The organism is Thalassotalea euphylliae (assembly GCF_003390375.1).
GTDB classification, from domain to species: Bacteria; Pseudomonadota; Gammaproteobacteria; order Enterobacterales; family Alteromonadaceae; genus Thalassotalea_F; species Thalassotalea_F euphylliae_A.
The window spans coordinates 2,000,420-2,023,481 of sequence record NZ_QUOT01000001.1; the positions used below are offsets into that span (position 1 = coordinate 2,000,420).

General features: G+C 42.1%; 23 protein-coding genes. 6 read left to right on the top strand and 17 right to left on the bottom strand.

Translation table 11 applies throughout. From position 1 onward, the window contains the following. Positions 1-208: 208 nt before the first annotated feature. From DXX94_RS08850 to DXX94_RS08860, 3 genes are all read right to left on the bottom strand, one after another. On the bottom strand, positions 209-1,501 hold the full coding sequence (locus DXX94_RS08850) for an OmpP1/FadL family transporter (protein ID WP_116015280.1): 1,293 nt from the start codon (positions 1,499-1,501) through the stop codon (positions 209-211). A 506-nt stretch (positions 1,502-2,007) separates the two neighbouring features. Beyond that, positions 2,008-2,913, bottom strand: a complete 906-nt coding sequence (locus tag DXX94_RS08855) for a LysR family transcriptional regulator (RefSeq protein ID WP_181901521.1) — start codon at positions 2,911-2,913, stop codon at positions 2,008-2,010. 276 nt (positions 2,914-3,189) lie between these two features. Further along, entirely contained in the window at positions 3,190-4,416 is a 1,227-nt protein-coding gene (locus tag DXX94_RS08860; protein ID WP_115998948.1) for an NADH:flavin oxidoreductase/NADH oxidase family protein, read from the bottom strand. Positions 4,417-4,712: 296 nt separating this feature from the next. On the opposite strand from DXX94_RS08860, the gene DXX94_RS08865 reads away from it, so the two are divergent. From DXX94_RS08865 to DXX94_RS08875, 3 genes are all read left to right on the top strand, one after another. Continuing rightward, on the top strand, positions 4,713-5,174 hold the full coding sequence (locus DXX94_RS08865) for a hypothetical protein (RefSeq protein WP_116015282.1): 462 nt from the start codon (positions 4,713-4,715) through the stop codon (positions 5,172-5,174). Between the two features lie 48 nt (positions 5,175-5,222). Next, positions 5,223-5,609 carry a 4-oxalocrotonate tautomerase gene (locus DXX94_RS08870; RefSeq protein WP_116015283.1) on the top strand — a complete coding sequence of 129 codons (387 nt, stop codon included), beginning with the start codon at positions 5,223-5,225 and terminating at the stop codon, positions 5,607-5,609. Between the two features lie 359 nt (positions 5,610-5,968). Further along, positions 5,969-6,739 carry a transporter substrate-binding domain-containing protein gene (locus tag DXX94_RS08875; RefSeq protein ID WP_116015284.1) on the top strand — a complete coding sequence of 257 codons (771 nt, stop codon included), beginning with the start codon at positions 5,969-5,971 and terminating at the stop codon, positions 6,737-6,739. Between the two features lie 120 nt (positions 6,740-6,859). Here the strand turns inward: DXX94_RS08875 and DXX94_RS08880 are convergent, their stop codons facing one another. Genes DXX94_RS08880 through DXX94_RS08890 form a run of 3 tightly spaced genes read right to left on the bottom strand, consistent with a single transcriptional unit; the run spans position 6,860 to position 10,885 of the window. Beyond that, positions 6,860-7,762 carry a bile acid:sodium symporter family protein gene (locus tag DXX94_RS08880; protein ID WP_116015285.1) on the bottom strand — a complete coding sequence of 301 codons (903 nt, stop codon included), beginning with the start codon at positions 7,760-7,762 and terminating at the stop codon, positions 6,860-6,862. Between the two features lie 50 nt (positions 7,763-7,812). After that, complete coding sequence (locus DXX94_RS08885) at positions 7,813-9,432, bottom strand: GMC oxidoreductase (RefSeq protein ID WP_116015286.1); 1,620 nt, start codon at positions 9,430-9,432, stop codon at positions 7,813-7,815. A gap of 13 nt (positions 9,433-9,445) precedes the next feature. Next, positions 9,446-10,885 (bottom strand): coniferyl aldehyde dehydrogenase, encoded by a 1,440-nt coding sequence (locus DXX94_RS08890; protein ID WP_374188847.1) that lies wholly within the window; start codon positions 10,883-10,885, stop codon positions 9,446-9,448. A 572-nt stretch (positions 10,886-11,457) separates the two neighbouring features. On the opposite strand from DXX94_RS08890, the gene DXX94_RS08895 reads away from it, so the two are divergent. Next, complete coding sequence (locus tag DXX94_RS08895; RefSeq protein WP_116015288.1) at positions 11,458-11,784, top strand: DUF1330 domain-containing protein; 327 nt, start codon at positions 11,458-11,460, stop codon at positions 11,782-11,784. 193 nt (positions 11,785-11,977) lie between these two features. On the opposite strand, the gene DXX94_RS08900 is transcribed toward DXX94_RS08895, so the two are convergent. Beyond that, the gene (locus DXX94_RS08900) at positions 11,978-13,915 is read right to left on the bottom strand and encodes an acyl-CoA synthetase (RefSeq protein WP_116015289.1); all 1,938 of its coding nucleotides are present in this window, start codon (positions 13,913-13,915) and stop codon (positions 11,978-11,980) included. Positions 13,916-14,454: 539 nt separating this feature from the next. On the opposite strand from DXX94_RS08900, the gene DXX94_RS08905 reads away from it, so the two are divergent. Further along, positions 14,455-15,258, top strand: coding sequence for a substrate-binding periplasmic protein (locus tag DXX94_RS08905; RefSeq protein WP_116015290.1), 804 nt, complete (start codon positions 14,455-14,457; stop codon positions 15,256-15,258). A 141-nt stretch (positions 15,259-15,399) separates the two neighbouring features. Here DXX94_RS08905 and DXX94_RS08910 read toward each other — a convergent pair whose 3' ends face one another. From DXX94_RS08910 to DXX94_RS08920, 3 genes are read right to left on the bottom strand one after another with little or no spacing between them, the layout of a single operon-like run. Continuing rightward, on the bottom strand, positions 15,400-16,182 hold the full coding sequence (locus tag DXX94_RS08910) for a TIGR04219 family outer membrane beta-barrel protein (protein ID WP_116015291.1): 783 nt from the start codon (positions 16,180-16,182) through the stop codon (positions 15,400-15,402). A gap of 3 nt (positions 16,183-16,185) precedes the next feature. Beyond that, positions 16,186-17,178: a DUF2333 family protein gene (locus tag DXX94_RS08915; protein WP_116015292.1), complete on the bottom strand. Its 993-nt coding sequence runs from the start codon at positions 17,176-17,178 to the stop codon at positions 16,186-16,188. An 8-nt stretch (positions 17,179-17,186) separates the two neighbouring features. Then, positions 17,187-17,657: a copper chaperone PCu(A)C gene (locus DXX94_RS08920; RefSeq protein ID WP_116015293.1), complete on the bottom strand. Its 471-nt coding sequence runs from the start codon at positions 17,655-17,657 to the stop codon at positions 17,187-17,189. Positions 17,658-17,725: 68 nt separating this feature from the next. On the opposite strand from DXX94_RS08920, the gene DXX94_RS08925 reads away from it, so the two are divergent. Continuing rightward, positions 17,726-18,466, top strand: coding sequence for an enoyl-CoA hydratase (locus DXX94_RS08925; protein WP_116015294.1), 741 nt, complete (start codon positions 17,726-17,728; stop codon positions 18,464-18,466). A gap of 118 nt (positions 18,467-18,584) precedes the next feature. On the opposite strand, the gene DXX94_RS08930 is transcribed toward DXX94_RS08925, so the two are convergent. The 7 genes from DXX94_RS08930 to DXX94_RS08955 form a co-directional block, all read right to left on the bottom strand. Further along, entirely contained in the window at positions 18,585-18,926 is a 342-nt protein-coding gene (locus DXX94_RS08930) for a hypothetical protein (protein ID WP_116015295.1), read from the bottom strand. 198 nt (positions 18,927-19,124) lie between these two features. Next, positions 19,125-19,337, bottom strand: coding sequence for a PspC domain-containing protein (locus DXX94_RS08935; RefSeq protein ID WP_115998933.1), 213 nt, complete (start codon positions 19,335-19,337; stop codon positions 19,125-19,127). Between the two features lie 157 nt (positions 19,338-19,494). Continuing rightward, on the bottom strand, positions 19,495-20,160 hold the full coding sequence (gene pspA, locus DXX94_RS08940) for a phage shock protein PspA (protein WP_115998932.1): 666 nt from the start codon (positions 20,158-20,160) through the stop codon (positions 19,495-19,497). Between the two features lie 11 nt (positions 20,161-20,171). Then, a complete protein-coding gene (locus DXX94_RS08945; protein WP_115998931.1) occupies positions 20,172-20,486 on the bottom strand; it encodes a hypothetical protein in 315 nt (104 codons plus the stop codon). Between the two features lie 799 nt (positions 20,487-21,285). Then, positions 21,286-22,143, bottom strand: coding sequence for a sulfurtransferase (locus DXX94_RS08950; RefSeq protein WP_116015296.1), 858 nt, complete (start codon positions 22,141-22,143; stop codon positions 21,286-21,288). A 244-nt stretch (positions 22,144-22,387) separates the two neighbouring features. After that, positions 22,388-22,552: a hypothetical protein gene (locus tag DXX94_RS19290; RefSeq protein ID WP_181901522.1), complete on the bottom strand. Its 165-nt coding sequence runs from the start codon at positions 22,550-22,552 to the stop codon at positions 22,388-22,390. 18 nt (positions 22,553-22,570) lie between these two features. Then, a complete protein-coding gene (locus tag DXX94_RS08955) occupies positions 22,571-22,852 on the bottom strand; it encodes a hypothetical protein (protein ID WP_116015297.1) in 282 nt (93 codons plus the stop codon). Positions 22,853-23,062 lie beyond the last annotated feature (210 nt).

The following is a 23,062-nucleotide window of genomic DNA, read 5'->3' on the forward strand; positions in this document are numbered from 1 at the left end:
TTTGGGATAAATTAATCTGACTTATCGCTGCAAGTAGTTCGCGTTTTAATTGGCAAGCATGAAGCGATAAAAACGCATAAAAAAGCTAGAAAACCGACATACTAATTTGTCGGCTTTCTAGCTTATATCGCTTCAGTAGCACTCGATTGTTAATCGACTATCGCGTTAGCCTATTTTCAAAATGCTAGTTAAAACGACAAAGTGCTAATTAAAACGAGTAGTTAACTTGCGCACTTAGGATAGTTGCATTTGAGCTTTGCGTAGCATTCAGTTCTGAGCTGATCGGGCCAACGGCACGAGATTCTGAAAGGCCCACTTCACGACCGTAAACTTTCAATAAAGAGAAGTCGATTGTCGTTGACTCATCCATTGTGTAAGTCGCACCAGCACTGAACCATTGGCGATCAGTATCAGGAATGTTTAGTGTGCGATGCTCAGTTGTTGCTGCACCTTCGTCGTAAGCGTAACCTGCACGAACCGTCCATGCGTCAGATAATTCGTAAGTTGCACCTAAGCTTAGTTTCCAGTTGTTTTCAAAATGCTCTTCAGCAATTGGGAAAATAGTACCGTCTGCTAAATCCGCTTCTAGTACATCAAAGCTGCTCCAACCAAACCAGTTAGCACTTGCTTGAATTGATAGCGCATCAGTAATCTGTTGGCTAATGGCAAGTTCAGCAATTGCCGGTAAATCTAGGTCAACCGTACCCGACTGGTTTGCGCTTGCAATCACTTGTGATGATAAGTCGCCTGATACTTCTAACTTAGTTTCTGAGCGGTAGCTTAAACCAATGTTAGTTGAGCTTGTTGGCTTCCAAAGTACACCAACATTCCAGCTGTAGCCCCAGTCATCACCTTCCATTTGGGCAATTTGTGCACCTGCAGGTACTAAACCGCCAACAGCATCAGAAATAACGTTAGAAACAGCAGAGCCTAATTCAGCTTCAACGAAGCTTGCTGTAACACCTAAGCCTAAGCTTAGCTCGTCTGACACTTGATAAGCGATAGTTGGGTTGATGCCTAAGCTCGTGATTTCAGCTCTGTCACCGAAGTGTAACGCGTTGAAATCTGAATCGAAGTCAGTTGATAAACCGAAGTTAGCAAATACACCCAGACCCGCAGACCATTTGTCATTTAGTGGCTGAACGTAGAAAAATGCAGGAACCACTGCACTTGGGCTAACGTCATCATGTGATGCGTCATGAGTCACTGTGCCAGCGGCAGTACCTACAGTCACTGTGCCGTCAATATCAATACCTGGATCAATGTAGCTAGCAAAGGCACTTAATTGAGCCTTGTCGAATTCAGTAATCGCGGCAGCGTTTGAGTATAACACTGTCGCATTTTCAGCAAGTGCTGCTTGACCAGCGAATGCACGGCCTAAGCCGTTAGCACTGTGCTCGTGCAGGTAGAAACCTGCTGCTGTTGCAGAAGTAGATAATAAAACGGCTCCAACTTGTAAGCCCGCTGCAATAAGATTTAATTTAAAAGATTTGGTTTTCATTTATTTAATAATAACTCTTTCGTGTTTTCTAATGGTTGCGTAAACCTGAAGGCGGCAACCTCGTTGAAAAGCAAAGTACTCGTTAGAGTCGCAAAAAGTCCATTCACACGCTAGATAACTAGCGGCTCACCTTGCTTAACGATTGATTTAGCGAAATGCTTGAAAAGAAGAGATATGTGTACTGCAAGCCAGAAAAATCCTAGCTTTCACTGAGAGAAAAAGTATGCGATACAACTAAAAAACTTCAACATACGACGCCAAAAAGCGGAGCATTCTACCCCAGCTTCATTGAGTAATGAAGCCATACCAGTTGGGTATAGGGTAAATTCTGATAAAGATGGCGAAGAAAAGATCGATTCTTGCCATAAATTCCACGCGGGGATGCTATGCGAAATTCATGACTCTGAATAATAAATTTATTTCACAACAGCTATAAAATTTTTTAATAAGTATGGAGTGAACTAGCCAAGCAAAACTCACTCGGCTAGGGCCTTTACAGGCAACAGCTAGCTGTCATCACCACCTTCGGCCAACATATATTGCGAGAATAGTTCGACCACTTCTTTAACGACAGGAATTAATAAATTTTCTGGTTTTAATAAGCAGCGACATTGCCAAAAGACTTCTGTTTGAAAGTCGAGCTTTACTAATTCACCGCTAGCAAACTCCTTATGGAATAGAGTCTCTGGGCCAGCAGTTACGTAATCAGAATTCGCCACTATCGTTTTAGCCATATTATAATTATCGCAAATGATCATCGGATCTAGCGGACGACCACGCAGTAGATCCGTCACTTGGCTACCCAGGCTTTTCGGGATGTTTGGCGTGATTGATTTGTATTTCATCAGCACTTCCAAGCTGACATTCTTCTCTTTCGCGAGCTCATGATCTTTACGAACAGCGGCAACTAGCTTGTCGTAATTCATAAACGGCGTAATAAATTCGTTCGGTACGTCGTTTGCGGCAAATGGCCCAATCGCAATATCAATTTGGCTTTTCTTTAACGCGTCGAGTAAACCTTCAGACGACATGGTGACGACTGAGATCTTAAATTTATAGTCTTGCTCGGCAAAGTCTAATAGCGCTTTAGGTAAAATATCTTGTTCGATGATAGGGCCAACACCAACGCGCACGGTGCCGCCTACTAAATTGGCCATTAATTCCAGCTGGCGCTCGATAATATCAAGCTGACTTTTCAGCTCATCGCCCTTTCTCAACAATAGGCGAGCCGTTTCCGTTGGGATCATGCCGGCGCTGTCGCGGAAGAACAACTCCATGTTAATTTTTTGCTCTAGGCGGCTAACTTTCTTGCTTAAAGTGGGTTGTGAAACACTCAATAATTCAGCAGCTTTATTGATACTACCAACCTCACTGATCACCTTGATCATGTGGATATCTGAAATATCGATCACATCAAATGCCTGTTGTGTATAATTTTTTGTGCCCGCTAGCATAGTATGTGACTAATAGAATGTATAGGAATAACGTATATAAGGTTGCGCTATAGCGAGTAATGTTTGCGCTACATCAATGGCGCGTGGTCACTAGGTTAGAACAGATAAACGGCAAAAAATCTAAAAGAATTAAATGTCTTAAAACGCAAAATGGGCAAAAGGTTCAACACCCTTTGCCCATCTTCTGACTGCTTTTTTAAAGGTTTAGTAGGCGCTTTATTCGCTTTATTCCTACTACGCGCGAACGCGCTTAACGGTTTGACCACGTTTCCAGAAGTTAAACAGTACCGCGATCACTGACCAAATTCCGCGTACTTTGGTCTTTGGACTTTTGCCATCGCCCATACGACGAATGTTATCGGTGTACCAGCTAATTTCCATAATCGCCATTTGATCAATTTTCTTGATACCCGTGGTGATTGGCTGAACTGTTGAAACGAAACCTTGGCCGTTAAGTACTTTGTTGGCTAGATCAGGGTCAACTGCTAGCGGGCGTGCAATGCCTACTACGTCAACCGCACCAGAGTTAACCGCTTCTTCCATAGCTGCCTGGCTTCTGAAGCCACCCGTTACCATAATTGGCGCAGAAACGTTTTCTTTTAATTGCTCAGCAAACTCTAAGAAGTAAGCTTCACGCTTTTTCGTGCTCTCTTTCAGGTTACCTTTACGGTTTACTGGGTTCTCCCAGCTACCACCTGAAATTTCAATCATATCGATACCAAGCTCATCTAAGCATTTACATACTTCAATTGACTCTTCTTGAGTAAAACCACCTTTTTGGAAGTCTGAAGAGTTTAGTTTGATACCAACAGCAAAGTTTTGACCAAGCTTAGCACGAATGGCTTTGTATACTTCAGTAACGAAACGCATTCTGTTTTCTAAGCTACCGCCCCACTTATCTTCACGTTTGTTGTGATTTGGTGATAAGAATTGGCTAATAAGGTAACCGTGTGCACCGTGTAGCTGAACACCATCGAAGCCAGCTTTTTCTAATATGCTCGCTGTATTAGCAAAACGCTCGATAATATCTAAAATTTCTTCTTCCGTTAGCTCACGCGGAGGGAAGAACATATCACTAGCTAGTGGCACAGCAGATGGTGCTACAGGGTGACCGTTTAAGAATTTAGGTGATTGCTTACCTGGGTGGTTTAGCTGTGCCCAAATTTGGCCGCCTTTTGACTTTGCACCACGAGCCCAAAGCTCTAGTAAATGCATGTCGCGTTCATCTTCAACAGCAACGGCTAATGGTTCGTTAGCATGGCGCTTATCAACCATAACGTTACCAGTCACTAATAAACCTGAACCACCTTCTGCCCAAGTACGGTATAAGACTTCAAACTGTCTTACTACTCGGCCATCGCCTGTTGCCATGGCTTCATTCATTGCAGACTTACAAATTCGGTTTTTAAGAACAGAACCTGAACGTAGTTTAAGCTCTTCTGATAGTGGAGTGTTTGACATCTTAAATCCATCTTACCTTGGGGTTTAACGTGCCACGATAGTACTTAATAAAATTTAGTCAAGGTAATGAACTTATTTTTGCTACGTTATGAAAATTTTGAATGGCTAAGTTTTTCACTACTTTAACGGAATAATTTTAGAGTTATTACTCTATGAAATATCCATATATCAAAAGCTTATATTCGATAAATTATTAAGGGTGAGTAAATTTTTTCACTGTTCGAAATTAAGCTTCCTTACCTATGATGTAATCAAACAGTAATTTAAACATTGATTTGTTTTAGGTGGATTTGTAAATGAAAACGGTTCGAGTAATTTGCTCAATACAAGAAGGTTCACTTGGCTATAACAATATTAAGCAACTTGAGGCAGTGATCTCGAGTACTTATAAAGCCCACTTTGGTGCTGACTATCGCCTAGTATTTGCTTGGTTAGACTTGCCTTATCGTCAATCATACATAGCAGGTAAGCTGTCTTGTGCATCAACCGTGCAGTTACCAGTAGAAGATGGTATGCCCGCTGACAAACGTCATCCATTTATGAGTGAGATTTGCGCGAAATGGCAACACATTACTGGCTGTAGCAAGAATGAAATCATCCTAGTATCGCCAGACATGTCAGAGTACGAAAGAATGCATGAAGCCTTTGATGCACGTGTTGATGAGAAGGTACGTAAGAAAACTAAGCTGAGAATGATGTTGCGCTTAATTGTTGGTTATTTCAAAAAAGGTTATCTGACAACTAGCACTGACCTTTAATCCATCTACAATTTTAATAGTAATACTAAATATTTGAGGGATAAAACTATGCCACTTTATACTGTGTCAACGAAAAACCCGCTACCGGAAACGACTAGAGAAAAGCTAGCCATATTAATTATGGATGTTCATTGTGGTATTACCGGTGCGCCAGAAACCTTTGTTAATGTAACGTTCGCACACAACGCTGTTTTACAGCCGCGCGCAACGGTTAACGTCTTAGGTGCTGTACGAAAAGGTCGAACGCCGGACATGAACGATACGCTATCGGCAGATATGACACAGCGCATTGCTAATTTACTTGAATTAACCCCTTATGAAATTGATCTTTCATTGCACGAAGTGCCTGCCCAATGGGTAATGGAAGGTGGTGAAATTCTACCAGAGCCAGGTGAAGAAGCGCTTTGTGAATGGCTGCAAAAAGAGCATGCTTAGCCACAACTAACACTTCTCTAACTTTTTATGCTTAGCCGTTAGTTTAAAACGAAGCAGCGCATAATACTAAGATTTTCCAGCTTTGCTTTATGGCAATGCTGTGATATTTTGTGCAATATTAGTACAGCTGGAAAACACTATTTTTCAAACGTTAGTACCTGTATTGAAACGATTTTGTTTCTCCTCTAATGTTGTTATCAGAAATTTCTGCTCATTAGCCTGCCTTGATCAAAGTAAGGCATCAAATTGCAGCTATAATTTCTCTCATACAAATTAATTAAGAATAAATAGCCAACGGAATTAGGCAGTTAACCCGTAATTTTCAAGCTATTTAGCCTTTAACATGTTGTAGGAGTAGAATGAAACGAGCTGTTTATCCCCTAATTCTTGCAATAGGCTTATTTACTTCATATTGCCAAGCCGAAACGCCAATCACATTTGCAGGCGTGCTTGCTGAGAAAATTCAGCAACACGACAAACAAGGTTATTTGGATAAGATTTATCAAGAGATTGCTAGACGCACGAGCTTAACAATAAATTATGATGTTATGCCGATGGCGAGAACCATGAGTTTGTTCGATCATAAAAAGGTTGACTGTATACTGCCTGGCTCTTCTAACCGTTATTTTGATCGAACCAAACAACACGATATTGTGCGTTCACAAGCCATATCCGCCCTACTGCTATTCAAATTTACTTTTGAGCGCAATCAAGCGCTGTTAGCAGCTCAAGACTTGGCTAACGTTAATATTGGCTATGTACGCAATATTAAGATGTTTAACGCACTGAATATGCCGCCATTTGATAACGCAACCCATATTGTTGCCAGCCATCACAGGCATCTATTTGATATGCTGCATTTTGGCCGCACAGAACTAATTGTTGGTTGGTACCCTATCGTCAATATGCTAGCAACAGCACGTAATAGCGAGCGCGTAAGCTTTGACGCAGACCATGTGTTATCAACCGACTACCTAGTCGTTTCTTGTCATCGCAGTCACAAAACCGAAGCATTTATCGAGACCATTAATAAAGCCATTAGTAGTATGTGGCAAGACGGTACTATGGTTGCAATGCACCCCAACGGCACACACCATTTAAAAGCATTGTTCCCACCGCCAGCAATGTAACTTAAGTTTATTAGCTATCACTTAGGATGAGAGGTTTAATAAAAAAAGGCGTTACTTTTAGCAAGTAACGCCGCTTTGTGGCTCAATAAGGCCGACGACTACATCAGTGCGATGGCTTAGCTACTTTGAAGCTACCGCACTTGCACCAGTAACGTTATTTTCTTCACCCCAGTTTCTAAAAATAAAGATAAACGGCAAGGCAACAAAGTACATGGTAATCGAGTAAACCGCTGCTGGCAGTGCCAACTCAGTAATAGCTAAATCTGCATCGTTAATGGTCGCAGCAATAGCAATGGCTAACGGGCCATTTTGGATACTGGTTTCAATACCCAAGGTTTTACTTTCTTTCTTGTTCAGCGCAAACAGGCGGCTGACAACAATACCAATCACCATCATGATAAATGGCAAGAACAATAGGCCTCCGCCAATAACCGCGAAACTATCAACTAAACGTTCAAACGAGTTAGCAATCGCTAAGACAACAATAATCACCCAAAGTATGATGGCGGTTTTCTCTAAGCCGCCTTGAATCGCATTGGCGATGTTTTCTTTAAAATGGCGAATTAACACACCCAGTAGCACTGGTGTTGTGGTGATAAGAAAGGTGACAAAGGCTAAATCAAACAGCGAGAAAGTCACCGCCTCTTCACCTAGAAAGTGTTTCATCGACATGGCAACAAGCACAGGCACCGTCATAAACGCCAAGACGCTGACCACAGCGGTTAGCGAAACCGACAAAGCAACATCGGCTTTTGATAACTTAGAAATAATGTTACTCGTCACGCCGCCTGGGCAAAAGCTCAATAGCATTAAGCCCGCCGCAAACACGGGTGGGAAGTCAAACAAGTACGCAGTGCCAAACGCCAGTATGGGTAAGAGCACCACTTGGCTAAGCATGGCGACAAAGAAAACATAGGGTCGCTCTATAACACGCTTAAAGTCTTTAACTTCAAGGCCAATGCCAAGCGAAAACATAATAATCCCTTGGGCAACAAGTAATGCAAAGGTAATTGCTGATTCCATAGTAATTTACTTCTTTTTATATTAATTAATGATCAGCGCCTGCTGGTGGGCTAAGCGCTGTCTTTTTCTTCTGAGTTTTTATCAGGAACATGGCTCATTGCCCACTCACTTAACGCCGTGATGCTAAGCGATGGATTGACACCAGGGTTTGCAGAAATCGCAGAGCCGTCACAAACATACATATTGTGGTAACCAAACACTTCTGCCTTGTCATTGATAACACCTTCTTCTGTACTTGCCGCCATCACAGAGCCCCCCAGAATATGGGCTGTCGATGGTGTACCAAAAACCGCTTCAGTAATACCGGTGCTTGATTTACCATCAACAATCTTTTCTATCTTCTCAGTGATAGCGGTTGATTCTTTGATGTAACGCGATGGCGCAGGGCCTTGACCTAAGTTACTGGTGAGTCGCCCACCTAGGCCACGTTTTAACGACAAGGTGCTGTCCAAGTGTTGCATAAACAGCAAGATAATTGACTTCTTGCTCCAGTCTTTGGTGAATAAGACTTTCAAATTTTCTTTCGGCTCAGTCACCATCAACTTAACGAAAGAGGCAGCACGACTTAAAATGGTTCGACCAACAACATTAGGGGCGTGTAAGAACTTAACTACAGTTGACTGCGCGTTGTAGTTAATCGGCTCTAAATGACTGTGATCATCAGTATGTAACACCGAACCAATCGACACCCCTTGGGCAAAATTAATATCTTCTTTGAACGAGGTTACAGTGCTGATCGTCTCGTTATTGGTGCGAATATCGTCACCGACTTTATCAGACAAACCTGCCAATGAGCCTTTTTCCTTCAGTTTTAATAGCAACGGCACGGTACCGAGCACACCACCAGAGAAAATTACACCTTTGGCACGTACCACGTGATTTTTCTTGAAACTGTAGGGTTTTGAGCTTTTAAACGAGACAAAGTAGCCCTCGCTACCATCTTTCTTACCCGCAGGGTAAATATCATGCACTTCTTGCTCGGCCACAATCTCAGCACCTAACTTTTGCGCAAGGTAAAGATAGTTTTTGTCGAGCGTGTTTTTGGCGTTAAACCGACAGCCGGTAAAGCAGCTTCCGCACTCTATACAACCTCTGCGCTCTGGCCCTTCGCCATCAAAATAAGGATCTTTAACGAAAGAACCATGATCTTTTTTGTCGGAAAAGAATATCGCAACACGCGATGGGTGAAACTCATCTTCTTTGCCTAAGTCTTGGGCGAGCTCTTTGATCACTATATCAGCTTGTGTGAAGTTGGGATTGTCTTGTGCGCCCAACATACGCAGTGCTTCTTTGTAATAAGGTTTAAGCACTTCTTCCCAGTTTTGTAAATTTGCCCAAGAGCCAGTATTAAAAAACGCTTTTTTCGGGGTCGGTAACGTAGCGCCATAGGTATGAGAACCGCCGCCAACGCCAACACCTGAGTAAACGGTGATATGCTTGAGTACGGTCATTTTCATAATGCCGCGCAAGCCTAATAGCGGCATCCACAGCCAGCGTTTTAAATCCCAAGCGCTATGGGCGTAGGTGCTATCTTTGTACCAGCGACCTTTTTCAATCACTAGAACCTTGTAGCCTTTTTGACTCAACCTTAGTGCACTAACTGAGCCACCAAAGCCACTGCCGACGATCACGTAATCGTAATCCGTCGCCTTTGTTGTATGCTTTTTCATGTATCGCTCCTGACTAACGAGTTAAGTGTTTAAATTTAAACCATAACATTTTAGTAAGTAACTTGTGGACAGGATTGTTCCACGGTGGAGCAATAAATTTAATACTGTCGAAGCGGCCTTTAGTTACCACAGTTTTGGCTTTACTGAAATTCACAAAGCCTTCTTTACCGTGATAATGACCCATACCTGACGGCCCAATACCACCAAATGGCGCATCGTCTGCCATCACATGGCTAAGGGTGTCATTTAAACAAACACCACCGGAATGAGTGCGCGCAAGAATTTTAGCCGCACGTTCTTTGTCCCAATCAAAATAGTAAAGTGCTAGCGGACGAGCACGATCATTAACATAGGTAATCGCTTCTTCAATATCGTCGTATGCTTTGATCGGTAGAATTGGGCCAAAGATCTCTTCCTGCTCAACCAACATAGACTCATTAGTATTGAGCACCAATGTCATTGGCATCTTGCGAGTATCTTCGAAGGTCTCATCTTCAGGATTAATCGTGATTAACTCAGCGCCTTTTTCTTTCGCATCATCTAAATAAGATTTTAAGCGTACGAGCTGGCGGTCGCTAATAATAGCAGTGTAGTCATCGTTAGCGCGAATACTTGGATAGGCCTTGCTCATCGCTTTCACAAATGCTTGTGCGAAGGCGTTAACCTTGTGTCTCGGAACAAAAATATAATCCGGTGATACACAAATTTGACCAGCATTCATGCCCTTACCAAACGCGATACGCTGCGCCGCTTCTTCAATAGGGAATGAATCGTGGATAATGGTCGGAGATTTACCACCTAGTTCTAGTGTGACTGGTGTTAGATGCTCAGCCGCAGCGCGCATCACGATTTTGCCAACCGTTGTTGCGCCAGTGAAAACAAGATGATCAAAAGGTAACTTGGTGAAAGCTGAGCTGACATCAACCTCACCGGTAAATACCGCAACTTGGTCTTTGCTAAATACTGACTCAAGCATACGTTGTACTAAATCGGCAGTGCGCGGCGCAAACTCTGACATTTTAATCATCGCGCGGTTACCAGCAGCGAGTGCCGAGACAAGTGGCGATAAACCAAGAAATACTGGGAAATTCCACGGGACAACAATGCCCACCACACCGACCGGCTGGTAAAGCACTTCAACCTTGGCTGGCTGCAACGTTAATGGCGTTTTTCTTTTGCTTGGTTTCATCCAACGCTTAACGCGCCCTTTGCTGTATTCAATCGCATCAAGTAATGGAAAGATCTCGGCAAGTAAAGTTTCTGCCTCTGGTCGATTGCTAAAGTCCATGCTAATGGCTGAGACAATTTCATCAGTGTGCTCAATTAACACAGACTTCAATTTATTCAGGTTATCGATACGCTCTTGCGCACTAGGCATTGGCTGGTGAAGAAAAGACGCTTTTTGCGCCACTAACTGCTCTTCTAAATAACCAAATTCAGTGTTGGTATTAATATTTTCAACAGTCCCCATAGTTCCCCCTGTTAGAATTTTGTATTTCGTGGGCGCATTCTGTTCTTGTTTTTATTATTAAATACGCACTGATACCAATTGAAATAAATACTTAATCATTCAGCGAGAATTAAAAGGCTTAGAGGCAAGGCATTGATTGCAGAGATTGGTTATTCCCCTTTTTCTACATGAGAAGCAAAATCAATAACGCTGCATATCAGCCTTTTAAACTCGCCCTTCGGGAGCGTGCCAGCGTAGCAGATAACTGCGCCAAATTTGTTGGATTTAGAATAACTATATCGGCACAAATTTGACTTATTCTCTCACCGCTGACAACGCTCTGAATTGGTCAATTATCTAATTCAGTTGGTATAACTATAAAGTTGTACGCTTTTAGACTATTAAAAAGTGCATTGTGTGAATAATTATTTGATTGTCTAAGGGTTGTTAATATTTTGCATAGCATTAAACACAAGGCTTGCATAAAAAATCACCAAGCTGCACTCTAAGCAAGTAATAACTGGCTTTGAATAAATAACAACTGACTAACAATAACTACAAAGAGGGAATTAACCATGGCGGTATATGCACTAAACCTATTTGATTTAGCTGATAATGACGAATACCTTAAATATGCAAGGCGCTCGGCAGCAGAAGTAGAAAAACACGGTGGTAGAGTTTTAGCACTGGGCAAATATGACAGTGCATTGGTCGGCGACATGGAGCCTAGAACCGTGATGATTTTAGTGGAGTGGGAGTCGAAAGATGCCTTTGATCATTATTGCAATGATCCTGACTTAGCCGATTTGCACCCGCATCGAGAGCAAGGCACTAAGAACTACATTTGGCACTTGTTTGATAAGCTTGATGGTTTAAAACCGCTATTTTACCCACAAGCCTAATAACTATTGAATTAACACCAATTGAACCAACACCAATTGGATTGAGGCAGCCATAAAAAAGCCCAACTGAATTCAGTTGGGCTTCACTCTGTAACCTATCGTTTAACACTAAACTAATTCAAGCTAAGCAAAACCAAATGACGCCAAGCTAGGTGTTGCCACTTGGCGTAACAGACGGTATTAGTTAGCAGTATTAGTTACACGATGATTTGAAGGTATATTCACCTAGCTTCTTAACAAACGCAGCTTTCGCTTCACCATCACACTCACCTAACTCGATACTCGCTAAAATACCGTGTTTAGGATCTTGCGCAACTGAAACACTTGCCTGAGTTTGCGGTAGCATCTCACTTGCCAGAGCATTAATGCACTTGTCAATTTCTTGCATTTCAAGCTGAGGCTTAAATACTTTACCTACCGCTGTCACTGGTAATTGCTCTACGATGTGAATTGCTTTAGGAATCGCCGCTCGCTCAGAAATCTCAGCAGCTGCAAAGCTCAGTAGTTCCTCTGGATCGAGACTGCTCGGATCTTCCACCTGGACATAACAAACAGGTACTTCACCCGCATGTAAGTCAGGCTTACCAACTGCAGCTGCTAAGTTAATCGCAGGGTGCTTACACATTGCTTCTTCGATCAATTTCGGCTCAATATTGTGACCCGCACGAACAATAAGCTCTTTCTTACGACCTGTTAGCCAGAAGTAACCTTCTTCATCTTGGCGCGCTAAATCACCGGTGTTTAACCAGCGATTGCCGTCTTCATCATAAAGCCATAAGCCTTTATTTTGATGCTCAAGTTGATAACCCAAGAATACGTTCGGGCCACGAACAGCTAACACACCAATTTCGTCGGTATCACAGTAACGCGTGATTTTGTCGCCATCAATATTTACCGCTTTCATTTGCTGGTAAGGTAGACGAAGACCAATTGAACCGACTTTTTGCTCACCGTGGAATGGGTTCAAACTACTAACACAAGTACCTTCAGTTAAGCCGTAACCTTCCAAGATTTTAATACCAGTGGTTTCTTGGAAAGATTTAAAGGTCTCAACAGGCATTGGCGCTGCGCCACAAATACCGAACTTTAACGACGATAAGTCTTTACCTTCAATTGGGAAGTTCATCAAGGCAGAGTAAACTGTTGGTACGGCACTAAAGGTTGTTACTTTGTGATGTTCAACTATGTCCCAGAAATTTGGAATAACATTCGGTTCGCGGTAGCCTTGCGGGGTTGCGATTACTACAGTACCACCCACGGTAAATGGTAATAAACCAGTTACCAAGGCACCATTTACGTGGAATAAAGGTAAACCACCAAGTACGACCATTTCCTCGTTAAGCATCTGCGAGTTAGATTGCTGAACCGCTTTTACGTTGCTTAATTCATTAACATGGGTACGACGCGCAATTTTAGGTAGCCCTGTAGTACCACCTGTACAGTAAAGTGATGAAATAGTTTCATCAGTGTATTCGCGTGTAAAGTTTAACGCTTCACCGTTTTGCTCAGCGATTGCCGCAGTATAGTTATGGTACGTTTTACCTTCTGGCAAACTAATTCCGCCACGCATTTGCGCTTGCATTGCTTGTGCAGGCTCTGCCATTGGGCCCGTTACGTGATGTGCGATATCAATACCAATGACATGCTCAGTATGAACAAGCTCAGGCAATAGCTGCTCAAGCTTAGGCCACAATTCAATTTGGTGCATTGGGTTCATGGTAACCACAGCTTTCGCTTGCACTGAGTTAATTAAATCACCAATTTGCTTAGGCTCAAGCAACGGGTTAATGGCTAAAATTTGACATCTTGCTTCACCACCCCAAATCACATAATGCGCTTCTGGCGTATTCGGTAAAAAGAACGCAACTACGTCATTTTCTGTCAGACCAATTGAATCAAAGAAGTTGGCAGATTGGGTAATTTTACTAAGTAGTGTTTGGTAAGAAATATCGTGGGCATTGTTGTAGGCATCACCCTGTAAAAAGAACGAAATGGCCGTTTTGTCAGGACGCTGAGCGGCACTATGTTTAATCGCGTCATAAGTGTTGTTAAATTCACTATGACTCGCCCCCGGATTTGCTTGCTCTAACGACTCGACATCATTTAGTGTCTTTATATTTATAATAGTCATTTCTATATTACTTCCTTAAGCGGTAAAAACTTATCACGAGCTTTCATAATTAGAAAAGGTAACACCGGACAGTAATTGAGGAGCCAGCGAGTAGTAAGTGAAAATACTTTGTAGGCTATACCAAAAAATCGAATAAGCGTTACTGTCCTTAGCCTGTAGCCGATCCTAACAGCTCTTCTATACTAGGGGGTGAAAGTAGAAAAGGTCAACCACTTCGTCAACTTGCTGTTCATATAACCAACATAACCATTATTCATCTAATGCCAAATAGACAAAACCAAAGTCTCTGACTTCAAGATCAATTAACCATGTCTTACACCAATTCAATTATGTGGGTGTGTTAATCACGACTAGAGGCTATAACCCAAGGCTATTAAGGTATTCACTAACAGACTGTATTAATATGTAACCACTGGTTCTAAAAACCAGTAAAACAGTGTAATTTTTGTTCAGCATACGTTAGGATGCGCTCCCCCTGACAACATGAGTGCCCGAACCGTACTCTTTTTCATCAACATTAGACGTAAAAGGTGTTTTGATTGAATTTGGTAATATTATTTTTTGCTTTGCTGCTGTGTATTATGGTGTTGCCAACAACACAAGCTGAGCCATGCCAATCAATCACGGTTAGTGCCCATGAAAACTACCCGCCTTTTCATTGGTATTATGATGGTGAGTTCTATGGCGTTACCATAGATATCACAAAGCAACTACTAGAGCGTTATCAGGTCGATTATCAAGTTAGCTCACCAGTACCATGGAAACGCTTGTTAGAAATGGCAAAACATGGTCGAACTGATTTACTGTTGGGGCTAAAAGATACCCCAGCGCGTCGTGAATTTTTGAACTTTACTAGTGCACCTGTGCTAAATAATCCCGTGGCCGTATTTGTTAAAAAAGGTGAAGAGTTTTCATTTATCGACTGGCGCAGCCTGATAGGAAAAGTCGGTAATATCAACTTGGGCGATAGCCATGGCGAAGCCTTTGATAATTTTGCAAACCAGTACCTTAATATTCAGCAAGTAAAAGGGTTAGCGCAGAATTTTCAGATGGTATTGCGTGGCCGTGCCGACTATTTTGTTACCGGCTATTATCCAGGTATATCATATCTTTCCAACAGTGGTTTACAGGATGAAATCGTCGCCCTAACGCCATTTGCCGTTGACGGCTATATTCATTTTGGCTTTGTGAAAGACTCAGGTTGCGACAAGCTACTAGCTCGTTTTAACCAGGACTTAGCCGGCCTTATAAAAACCGAGACAATAGCTCAGCTATTTGAAAAGAATTTAATGCTCTGGCAGTCGCAATTAAACGGTGAGCGGCAGCGGCTAGAGCTGCACTGATCTATCAACGCGTTGTAACCATACATAACAACTTGCCAGAGTATATTGAATTGTTTCAACTGGCGTCATTCAGACACAAAAAAAGCCTTACTGAGTAAGGCTTTTTAGCTTGTTAAGTGACGTTACCGGTTTGTCGATAGACTAGAAGTGAACGGTCACTCCTGCGAACACCCCATCAAATTCTAGATCTGAATAAAGGTCGTCTAAATCATCAAGTTCTAATTTGACTGAACGATAGCCTGCTTGCAAGTTTACATCGATAGCGATGTTATCCACCACGGCGTAGCTCACACCTAACTGGTAGTCGTACAAGGTATGGTCATCAATCGATAAGAAGTTGCCATTGGCAAATAAGCTTAGGCCAGTAAACATTAAACCAACTTCCGTCGATGCATACAGCATAGGTACAATTTCAGAGGTATTGATTTTGCCTTCGACGGTATTACTTACAGGGTTACCACTTGAATCGTTGCTGGTCACTTGCGAGCTAAGCGTAACATCGCCATCAAAATCGCGCGCTGTTAAACCAAAGTCGAAGCTGAATAAACCATTGTCGAACAATTCATAATAAAGCGTGTAGTCGATGTAACTTACGTCAAAGCTAGCGGCAACTTGAGCACCAGCAGCAAAATTTTGATCGTCAAATTCTAACGGCTCAGTGATTTGTGTTGAGCCTTTTGTATCAAGTGTCGTACTGGCAATTCGCACATTAGGGATCAAAGGGATCGGGTGCTCTACCGCAATAAAGTAACTGCCCTGTTGCTCGTCACCTAAATTGAAATCTCGCTGCTGGCCACTTTCACCAAAAATACCTTCAGCCTCGTTGTCCCATATTTGAGCACCGATATAAAGGCCGACGACATCAGCATGCGCAGCTGTCGACATTAAGCTTGCTAATCCAGCGGCGATTAGTGTTTTTCTCATGATTTACCCTTGACTCAATAATTCATTTAAATCGATTAACGCGGCGTTTGCACGTGAAATATAGTTCGCCATCACTAGCGAGTGATTTGCTAAGAAACCAAAACCGTCACCATTTAAGATCATTGGGCTCCAAACACTTTGCTGACTTGCTTCTAGCTCGCGAATAATTTGCTGAAGGCTGACTTTCGCGTTTTTCTTCTCAAGCACGTCGTTAAAATCAATCTCAACGGCCTTTAAGAAATGTAATAACGCCCAACAAGCACCGCGCGCTTCGTAAAATTCGTTATCGATTTGCCACCAGCTGGTTTTAATCGCAATGTTTGGTGCTGAGTAAGTAGATTGTTGTGCCACGCTGTCGCCAGCTAAATCAGTGTTCATCACTTCACGACCAACACTGGCACTTAGGCGCTGCGAGTAACTACCTAAACGTTTTTCTACCTCACTTAACCACGCACGAAGGTTGTCGGCACGCGCATAAAATTGTGCAGTTTGCGTAGCAGGATCGGCCAATGCTGAGCGGTACGCATATAATTCGGCAACCGCTTTGCCGTATTCACTTTCAGCTGATGGCACTGCCCAACTGGTATGGTCAATATTCAGTTGTGGCTGAGCATTTTTAAGGTGCTGATTTTCCAATGACTGTGATTGCGAGCGACTTAGTTCTTGGCGCATAACAAGGGCCATATCACGCACCATTTCCAATACGCCAAACTCCCATGATGGAATGTTATCCAAAAAAACCGACGGCGGCAGAACGTCATTACTTAGATAGCCACCGGGCTTGTCTAACAAGGTTTCCGTCACGTTAATTAATGCTGTCGTTGTGGTGTAGCCAACAACTGGCGCAACATTTTCTGCACTTGCATCTTTAGTGACACGCTCTTTGATATCAAAGCTATCTGGCTCGAAGCTCCAAAACACGCCGATTAAATAAAATAGAAAAAAGACACCAACAACAGTGCCCAATACGGTTTTGGTGGAGATGTTTACGTTCATAGTACCCTCTAGTGGTGATGGTGTTTTGCTTGTTTTTTCATTGTTTTAATACTGCGCACAGGCAAGGTCACATCAAGGCTAGTATTATTATCAAACACTAATGTGACAGCAATTTGTTGGCCTGCAGCTAATGGCTGTTCTAGGTCAAACATCATTAGATGCAGCCCCATCGGCTGTAATTTAACTTGCGCATTAGCATCAATCTCAACGTAGGCTACCTGCCCCATTTTCATCATGCCGTCATGCATTGTATGTTCGTGAATCTCGATGATTGGAATATCATCGCTTTTGGCGGCAACGAGTTTTATTGCCTGCCCGCCTTGGTTGGTAATCGTCATATAAGCTGAGGTAACTGAATTTCCGGGAATCACTTCGCGTACGTAAGCATCTTCAACCACAATTTCAGCGCTTTTCGCAACACTGTGAAAGCTGGCTGTGAACAGCGTTACTGCGGTAATAAGTTGAACAAAAAGTTTCATCTTAGCTATACATCCTTTGATATAACGATTAGTGTTTTGTGACGCTATTGTAACTAAGCCAATTAAAAATGGATAACTTAATTCTCGCCGAGCAAGCTCAAGGTGTGTTAACTATCACCTTGAATAATTTAGATAAAAAAAATGCGTTGACGACGTCAATGTACAACACCTTAAGTGATTATGTGAATCAAGCCAATAGCGATAATGATATTCGCTGCTTATTAATCCAAGGTAATGAGCATTGCTTTTGTGCAGGTAACGATTTAAATGACTTTCTCGCTTGCCCGCCAGACCAAGAGCCAGACGCTTTCGATTTTGTTCGTGCTATCGCCAGTTTTGAAAAACCCATTGTAATGGCAGTAGCAGGCCCCGCCATTGGTGTTGCCTGTACCCTGTTACTGCACGCAGACCTTGTTATCGCGGCAGACAATGCCAAATTTGCAATGCCTTTTGCCAAGCTAGGATTGTCTCCTGAAGCAGGCTCTAGCATGTTACTCACGCAACTTGTTGGTCATGCAAAAGCATTCGAGTTAATGGTATTAGGTGACACCTTTGACGCTGACACCGCACTTTCTTTGCAACTGATTAATAAAAAGGTCAGCCAAGCTGAGTTGCTTTCTAGCGCAAACCACTATGCAAAACATATCGCTAGTTTGCCTAATGATGCAGTGATGAGCGCTCGACGATTGCTCAAACAAGCGAACCAATCATTGCTTAACGAAACACTTGAACGCGAATTTCCAACCTTTGCTCGATTAATGCAAACCGATGACTGTAAAACAATTCTCAACGGCTTCTTAAAAAAATAATTCTTACTTTGCATTCAAGCGGCATAGCAAGCCGCTTGATTTGTTTATGTTTTACTTGAATTGACTTGAGCAGATTTTAAAAGCTTCAACTAACTGCTAATCAGTGAGCACCTTTAGGTTAGTTTACTGACGCTTTCTTTGGCTCCCTTAGTACTAACCACAAAATAAAGGCAACAACTAATACTGGCCAAAACACGCCAATCGCCGCTAACCCCAATGCACCAACAACAAGTAAACCAACAAATAAGATCGAGCCAAATACAGTCAACACGATTGCCATGGCAACAATCACTAAGACAACCGCAACTAAAGCAGCAAAGCTGATCGCTTTTAACGGTTCAATGAGTTCATCACCCATATAAACATCAACATCAAACAAATCGAGAATACTGATGCCCAACACGTAAGTTAAAAATAAAGTGGCAAGAATAGCGAGTAATAATGATTTGAAAAATGACATGATGGTTTCCTTATATCCCTTTGCGCTCTGGTGTAAATGGCCTTTTGACACTATGGTTTTTTGACTGTGTGATTTTTTTGACTATGTGTTTTATTAGCTATGTAGCTTTTAAGCTCAACGTCCTTGTTTAGCTAATTTTCTAGTGCGTTTTAACCTAGCCTTTTTATATTCCCTTATTCATAAGCTATTTAAACTAGCTTAAGCTCTGGTCGGCAGTAACATTGCAGCTACTAGGTAAGCAACGCCCGTTGCCACAGGAAAAGTGAGTAATGCTAGGATGGCTGCTACGCGAATACCCCAGCGCGGCCATTGATAATAGCGGGCAATACCTGCGCAAACCCCTGACACTTTTTTATGAAGAACATCCTTCGTTAGCTGCTTTCGGGTTAAATAACTTGGCTTGTAACTCATGGTCTTTCTCACTTATTAATAAACTTGCGATAACGGTATTTACGGGTGATGTTGATGATCAGGCCAGCAATAGCAAAAGCGATAACTGGCATTAAACACATCAATATAAACATCAAATCAACGTCCATGTTCCCGTATCCTTTTCACTTGATTTAGTTCAAGCGGCATTACTCACTTTCTGCTTCAATGTCGCGAGTTCTTGGTCAATGTTATCGTCATTTTCTAAGGCTCTAAATTGACTGTCCAAATCTTGATTTTGGGTCATGTCGTAGGCCTCTACTTCCGCTTCTACACGCTCAATTTTTTGTTGATAGCGCTCAAATCGGTTAATCGCTTCGTCAATATTGTATTGCGTTGACTTTTCACGCACTTTTAATCGAACTTCTGCTGACTCTTGGCGTAACAACAAAGCTTCTTGGCGGCGCTTAGCCTCTGCAAGTTTGGTTTGTAATCGTTGACCATCTTCTTGCACACTGGCTAAGAACTCTTCCAACTTGTCGGCTTCTTCTTGCAAGGTCACCATTTGCTGTTTCACTTTGTGCTTCTCAGCTAAGGCACTTTTGGCGAGGTCATCGCGGCCTTTGCTAATCGCTAGCTCTGCTTTTTCTTGCCAGCTTGCTGCGCTCTTTTCCAATGATGCCACCTGGCGGTTAATGGTTTTCTGCTCAGCAATATGTTTCGCCGCAGTAGATCTCACCTCAACCAAGGTCTCTTCCATTTCTTGAATGATCAAACGGATCATTTTCTCAGGCTGTTCGGCCTTATCTAACATACTGTTAATGTTGGCATTAATGATGTCTGCAAATCGTGTAAACATTCCCATGAGGTAATCTCCTATTCTTCTTCACTAGATTCTGTTTTTGGCTCACTGTCAGCTTCATCAGTTGCGTCTGCAACCTCCGCTTCATCGGTTGACCAAGTAAAGCTTTCATCAATTGAAAACTCAGCGATACTTTCAGCAATTGAGTCAGCGATAGACGTTTGTAACTGCTCTCCTAAACTAGCAACCACTTGTTTTCCTTGTGCTACAACAAACTGAGTAATGGCTTGTTCAGTTGATACTTCAGCGGCTTGTGCTGTATTTGCGGTTACCGCCAGTAAAGACATCGACATTACTGAACCAACTAAAATTGTTTTTAACTTGTTCATCTCACTTTCCTTTTTAAGCTAATTTAATCAGCAGCCCATGCTGCGTTTGTATTAGTTATTACAAGTGATATGCCAACCCTCAAAAATTTTTTATCCGATTGATTATTATGACTTTTATTCAAACACAACAGAAATCATCACAATCAAGACATAATATGTCATACGATATTTTAGTTTATTTAACCACCAGTTTGGTGAAATTCACCATCACCAAAAAGTAACAACTCAAAAGTAACAACCAAAACAGGTTATTCCGCCGCTTTTTGCTGAGTTGCTCTTGTCTTAAGACAACCCCTTTAGATAAATACATTCGTTATCGGCTAGCGTCGTACCTATAACAATGTGGTACCTATAACAACGCAGTTAGCAAAAGCTAGCTCGACACATGGAAAGAGCGATTAGTCCTTGATGAAGTTGTAGCGCAAAGACGCATACAACAGTTAATTGGGTAAGAATTGAAGTGGTTACACTGTGGATGAAATGAAGTGGCTATACGATGAATAAAGTGGAACTAAAGCTCTGTTAAAAACACCGCTGCGCTTTGCTCTGCTTTACTGGGCTTTGTCCTGTTGTATTCTTTTGGCTCTAACATAAACCGATTAACCCAGTGTAATAACAATTGAATTAAGGAGTTGAGCAATTATGGCGTAGGAAAAAGGTTCATAAACACAGGTTTTATGCTGCCAGCAAAACCTAAGTACCTACATCCATATAGGCAAGGCGTTATTTTTCGTTAACTAGTTGTTCTAATTTCAAAAATAACAACGCAGTATATGAGCGTTTTAACAAGCCAGAATGATCAAGTATTTATTGAAATAGGTATAACCGGCAGCTCAGTTAATGAGCCCCATTCTGCCCACGAGCCATCATAAACAGCAATATCGTGATAGCCAGCTAGGTTAGCAGCTAACGCCAAAATGCAGGCGGTAATACCCGAACCACACGTTGTTACCATAGGTAAATTATCAGGATTTAACACTTTGAATTCCCTTACCAGCTCTTCTGGTGGCAATAGCAATCCATCGCGCATCAACTGAGCATAGGGCAGCGAAACCGCCCCTGGCATATGACCGCTTCGCACACCTTCTCTAGGTTCTGGAGCTTGTCCCAAAAAGCGAGCACTCGCTCTCGCATCAAGTATCACATGGCTTTTATCCGCCAAGTAGGTCGCTACCTGCTGATAATTAACAAACATCAACGCATTAAAGCAGCTTGTAAACACACCTTTGGCGATGCCATTTGTATTCGCTTTTTCACTAGGCAAACCCGCTGCTAACCATGCCGGCAAGCCACCATCAAGCACACTCACATGTTCATGTCCCATCGACGTTAACATCCACCAAGCACGTGCTGCAGAGAATAACCCTAAATCATCATAAACAACGATATGCTCATCACCATTAATCCCAAGCTGACGAATCGCCGCCTCAAATGCTTGTGGAGAAGGTAAGGTGTGCGGAAAACTCGCTGACGGGTCACAAAAGTTTTGCTCAATATCCATACGTTTAGCATTGGGAATGATGGTGTTAGGCCAACATTTTTGAGGTTGTTCTTGCGGCACTACAGGCGGCATACTGGCATCAAGAATAAGCAAATTTTGTTGGGTTAATTTTGACTTTAATTCGTGAACACTGATCAATGGCGTGTTGTTATGCATGATAAACAGTAGGTAGGAAAATACTGACTTCAAATTAGTCGAATTATCCCAAAGTGTACAGGCGAATATGCTGCAATAAAGTGTCTAAGCTGGTTAGAAATTTACTAATGAGTTTTATAGAAGGTCTGCCAAGGAGGCGATGAAGGATAGAAAGAGGAAAATGTGAGCTAATGACATAAAGCAAAATCAATAAAAAAAGCGCTAAATAAGGTAGGCTGCCAATAGATAACAAACATACCTTATTCTAGCTTACTTCAGATTTTGCCAAGTCTGACCGAAACAAACTGCGTTCGGTATCAAACTTTTGCTCAAATGTGCGTTGTTCAAATAGTCTTACAACTAATGATGTCATCAAGGCTGCAATGGCTGGTGCCATCATGATTGCAAACAGTGTAGCTAAACTAAACATAGGCAATTACCTGCGTGACTATTCAGCGAATTTAGCGTTGCTAGCTGTTGTGCTTGGCACTTTGCCCTGCTCAGCCTTTGCCAGCATGCTGTCGTTTAATTCAACTACAGGTAATTGCATTGCTCGTAGCGTAAACTGAATGTCTTGGTTTACTTGCTTAGCAACCATTTCACTGACTTGTGCATTTTGTTGCTTAATCAGCTCAGCAGCTAGTTGCTCAGCGTTGTTGTTTTCGGTCGCAAATGCGCTCGAACCAAATAATAAACTGACGGCTGCTAAGGTAGTGGTTAGTGATTTCATGTTCGGCTCCAATATATCCATTTGTTTAAGTAAAAAGTTAACTAACGACTGCGTTATTAGTTAAGTTGCATTTACCTTTACAAAGGTTGTGCCAGACAATGAAAAAAATATTATGTGATTGTAAATTAAGGAAATTTAATTTTAAACTTAGTTACAAGCTAAGGTGGACTCATTAACATTTGCTATGCATGTTAGTAAAATACACCAATT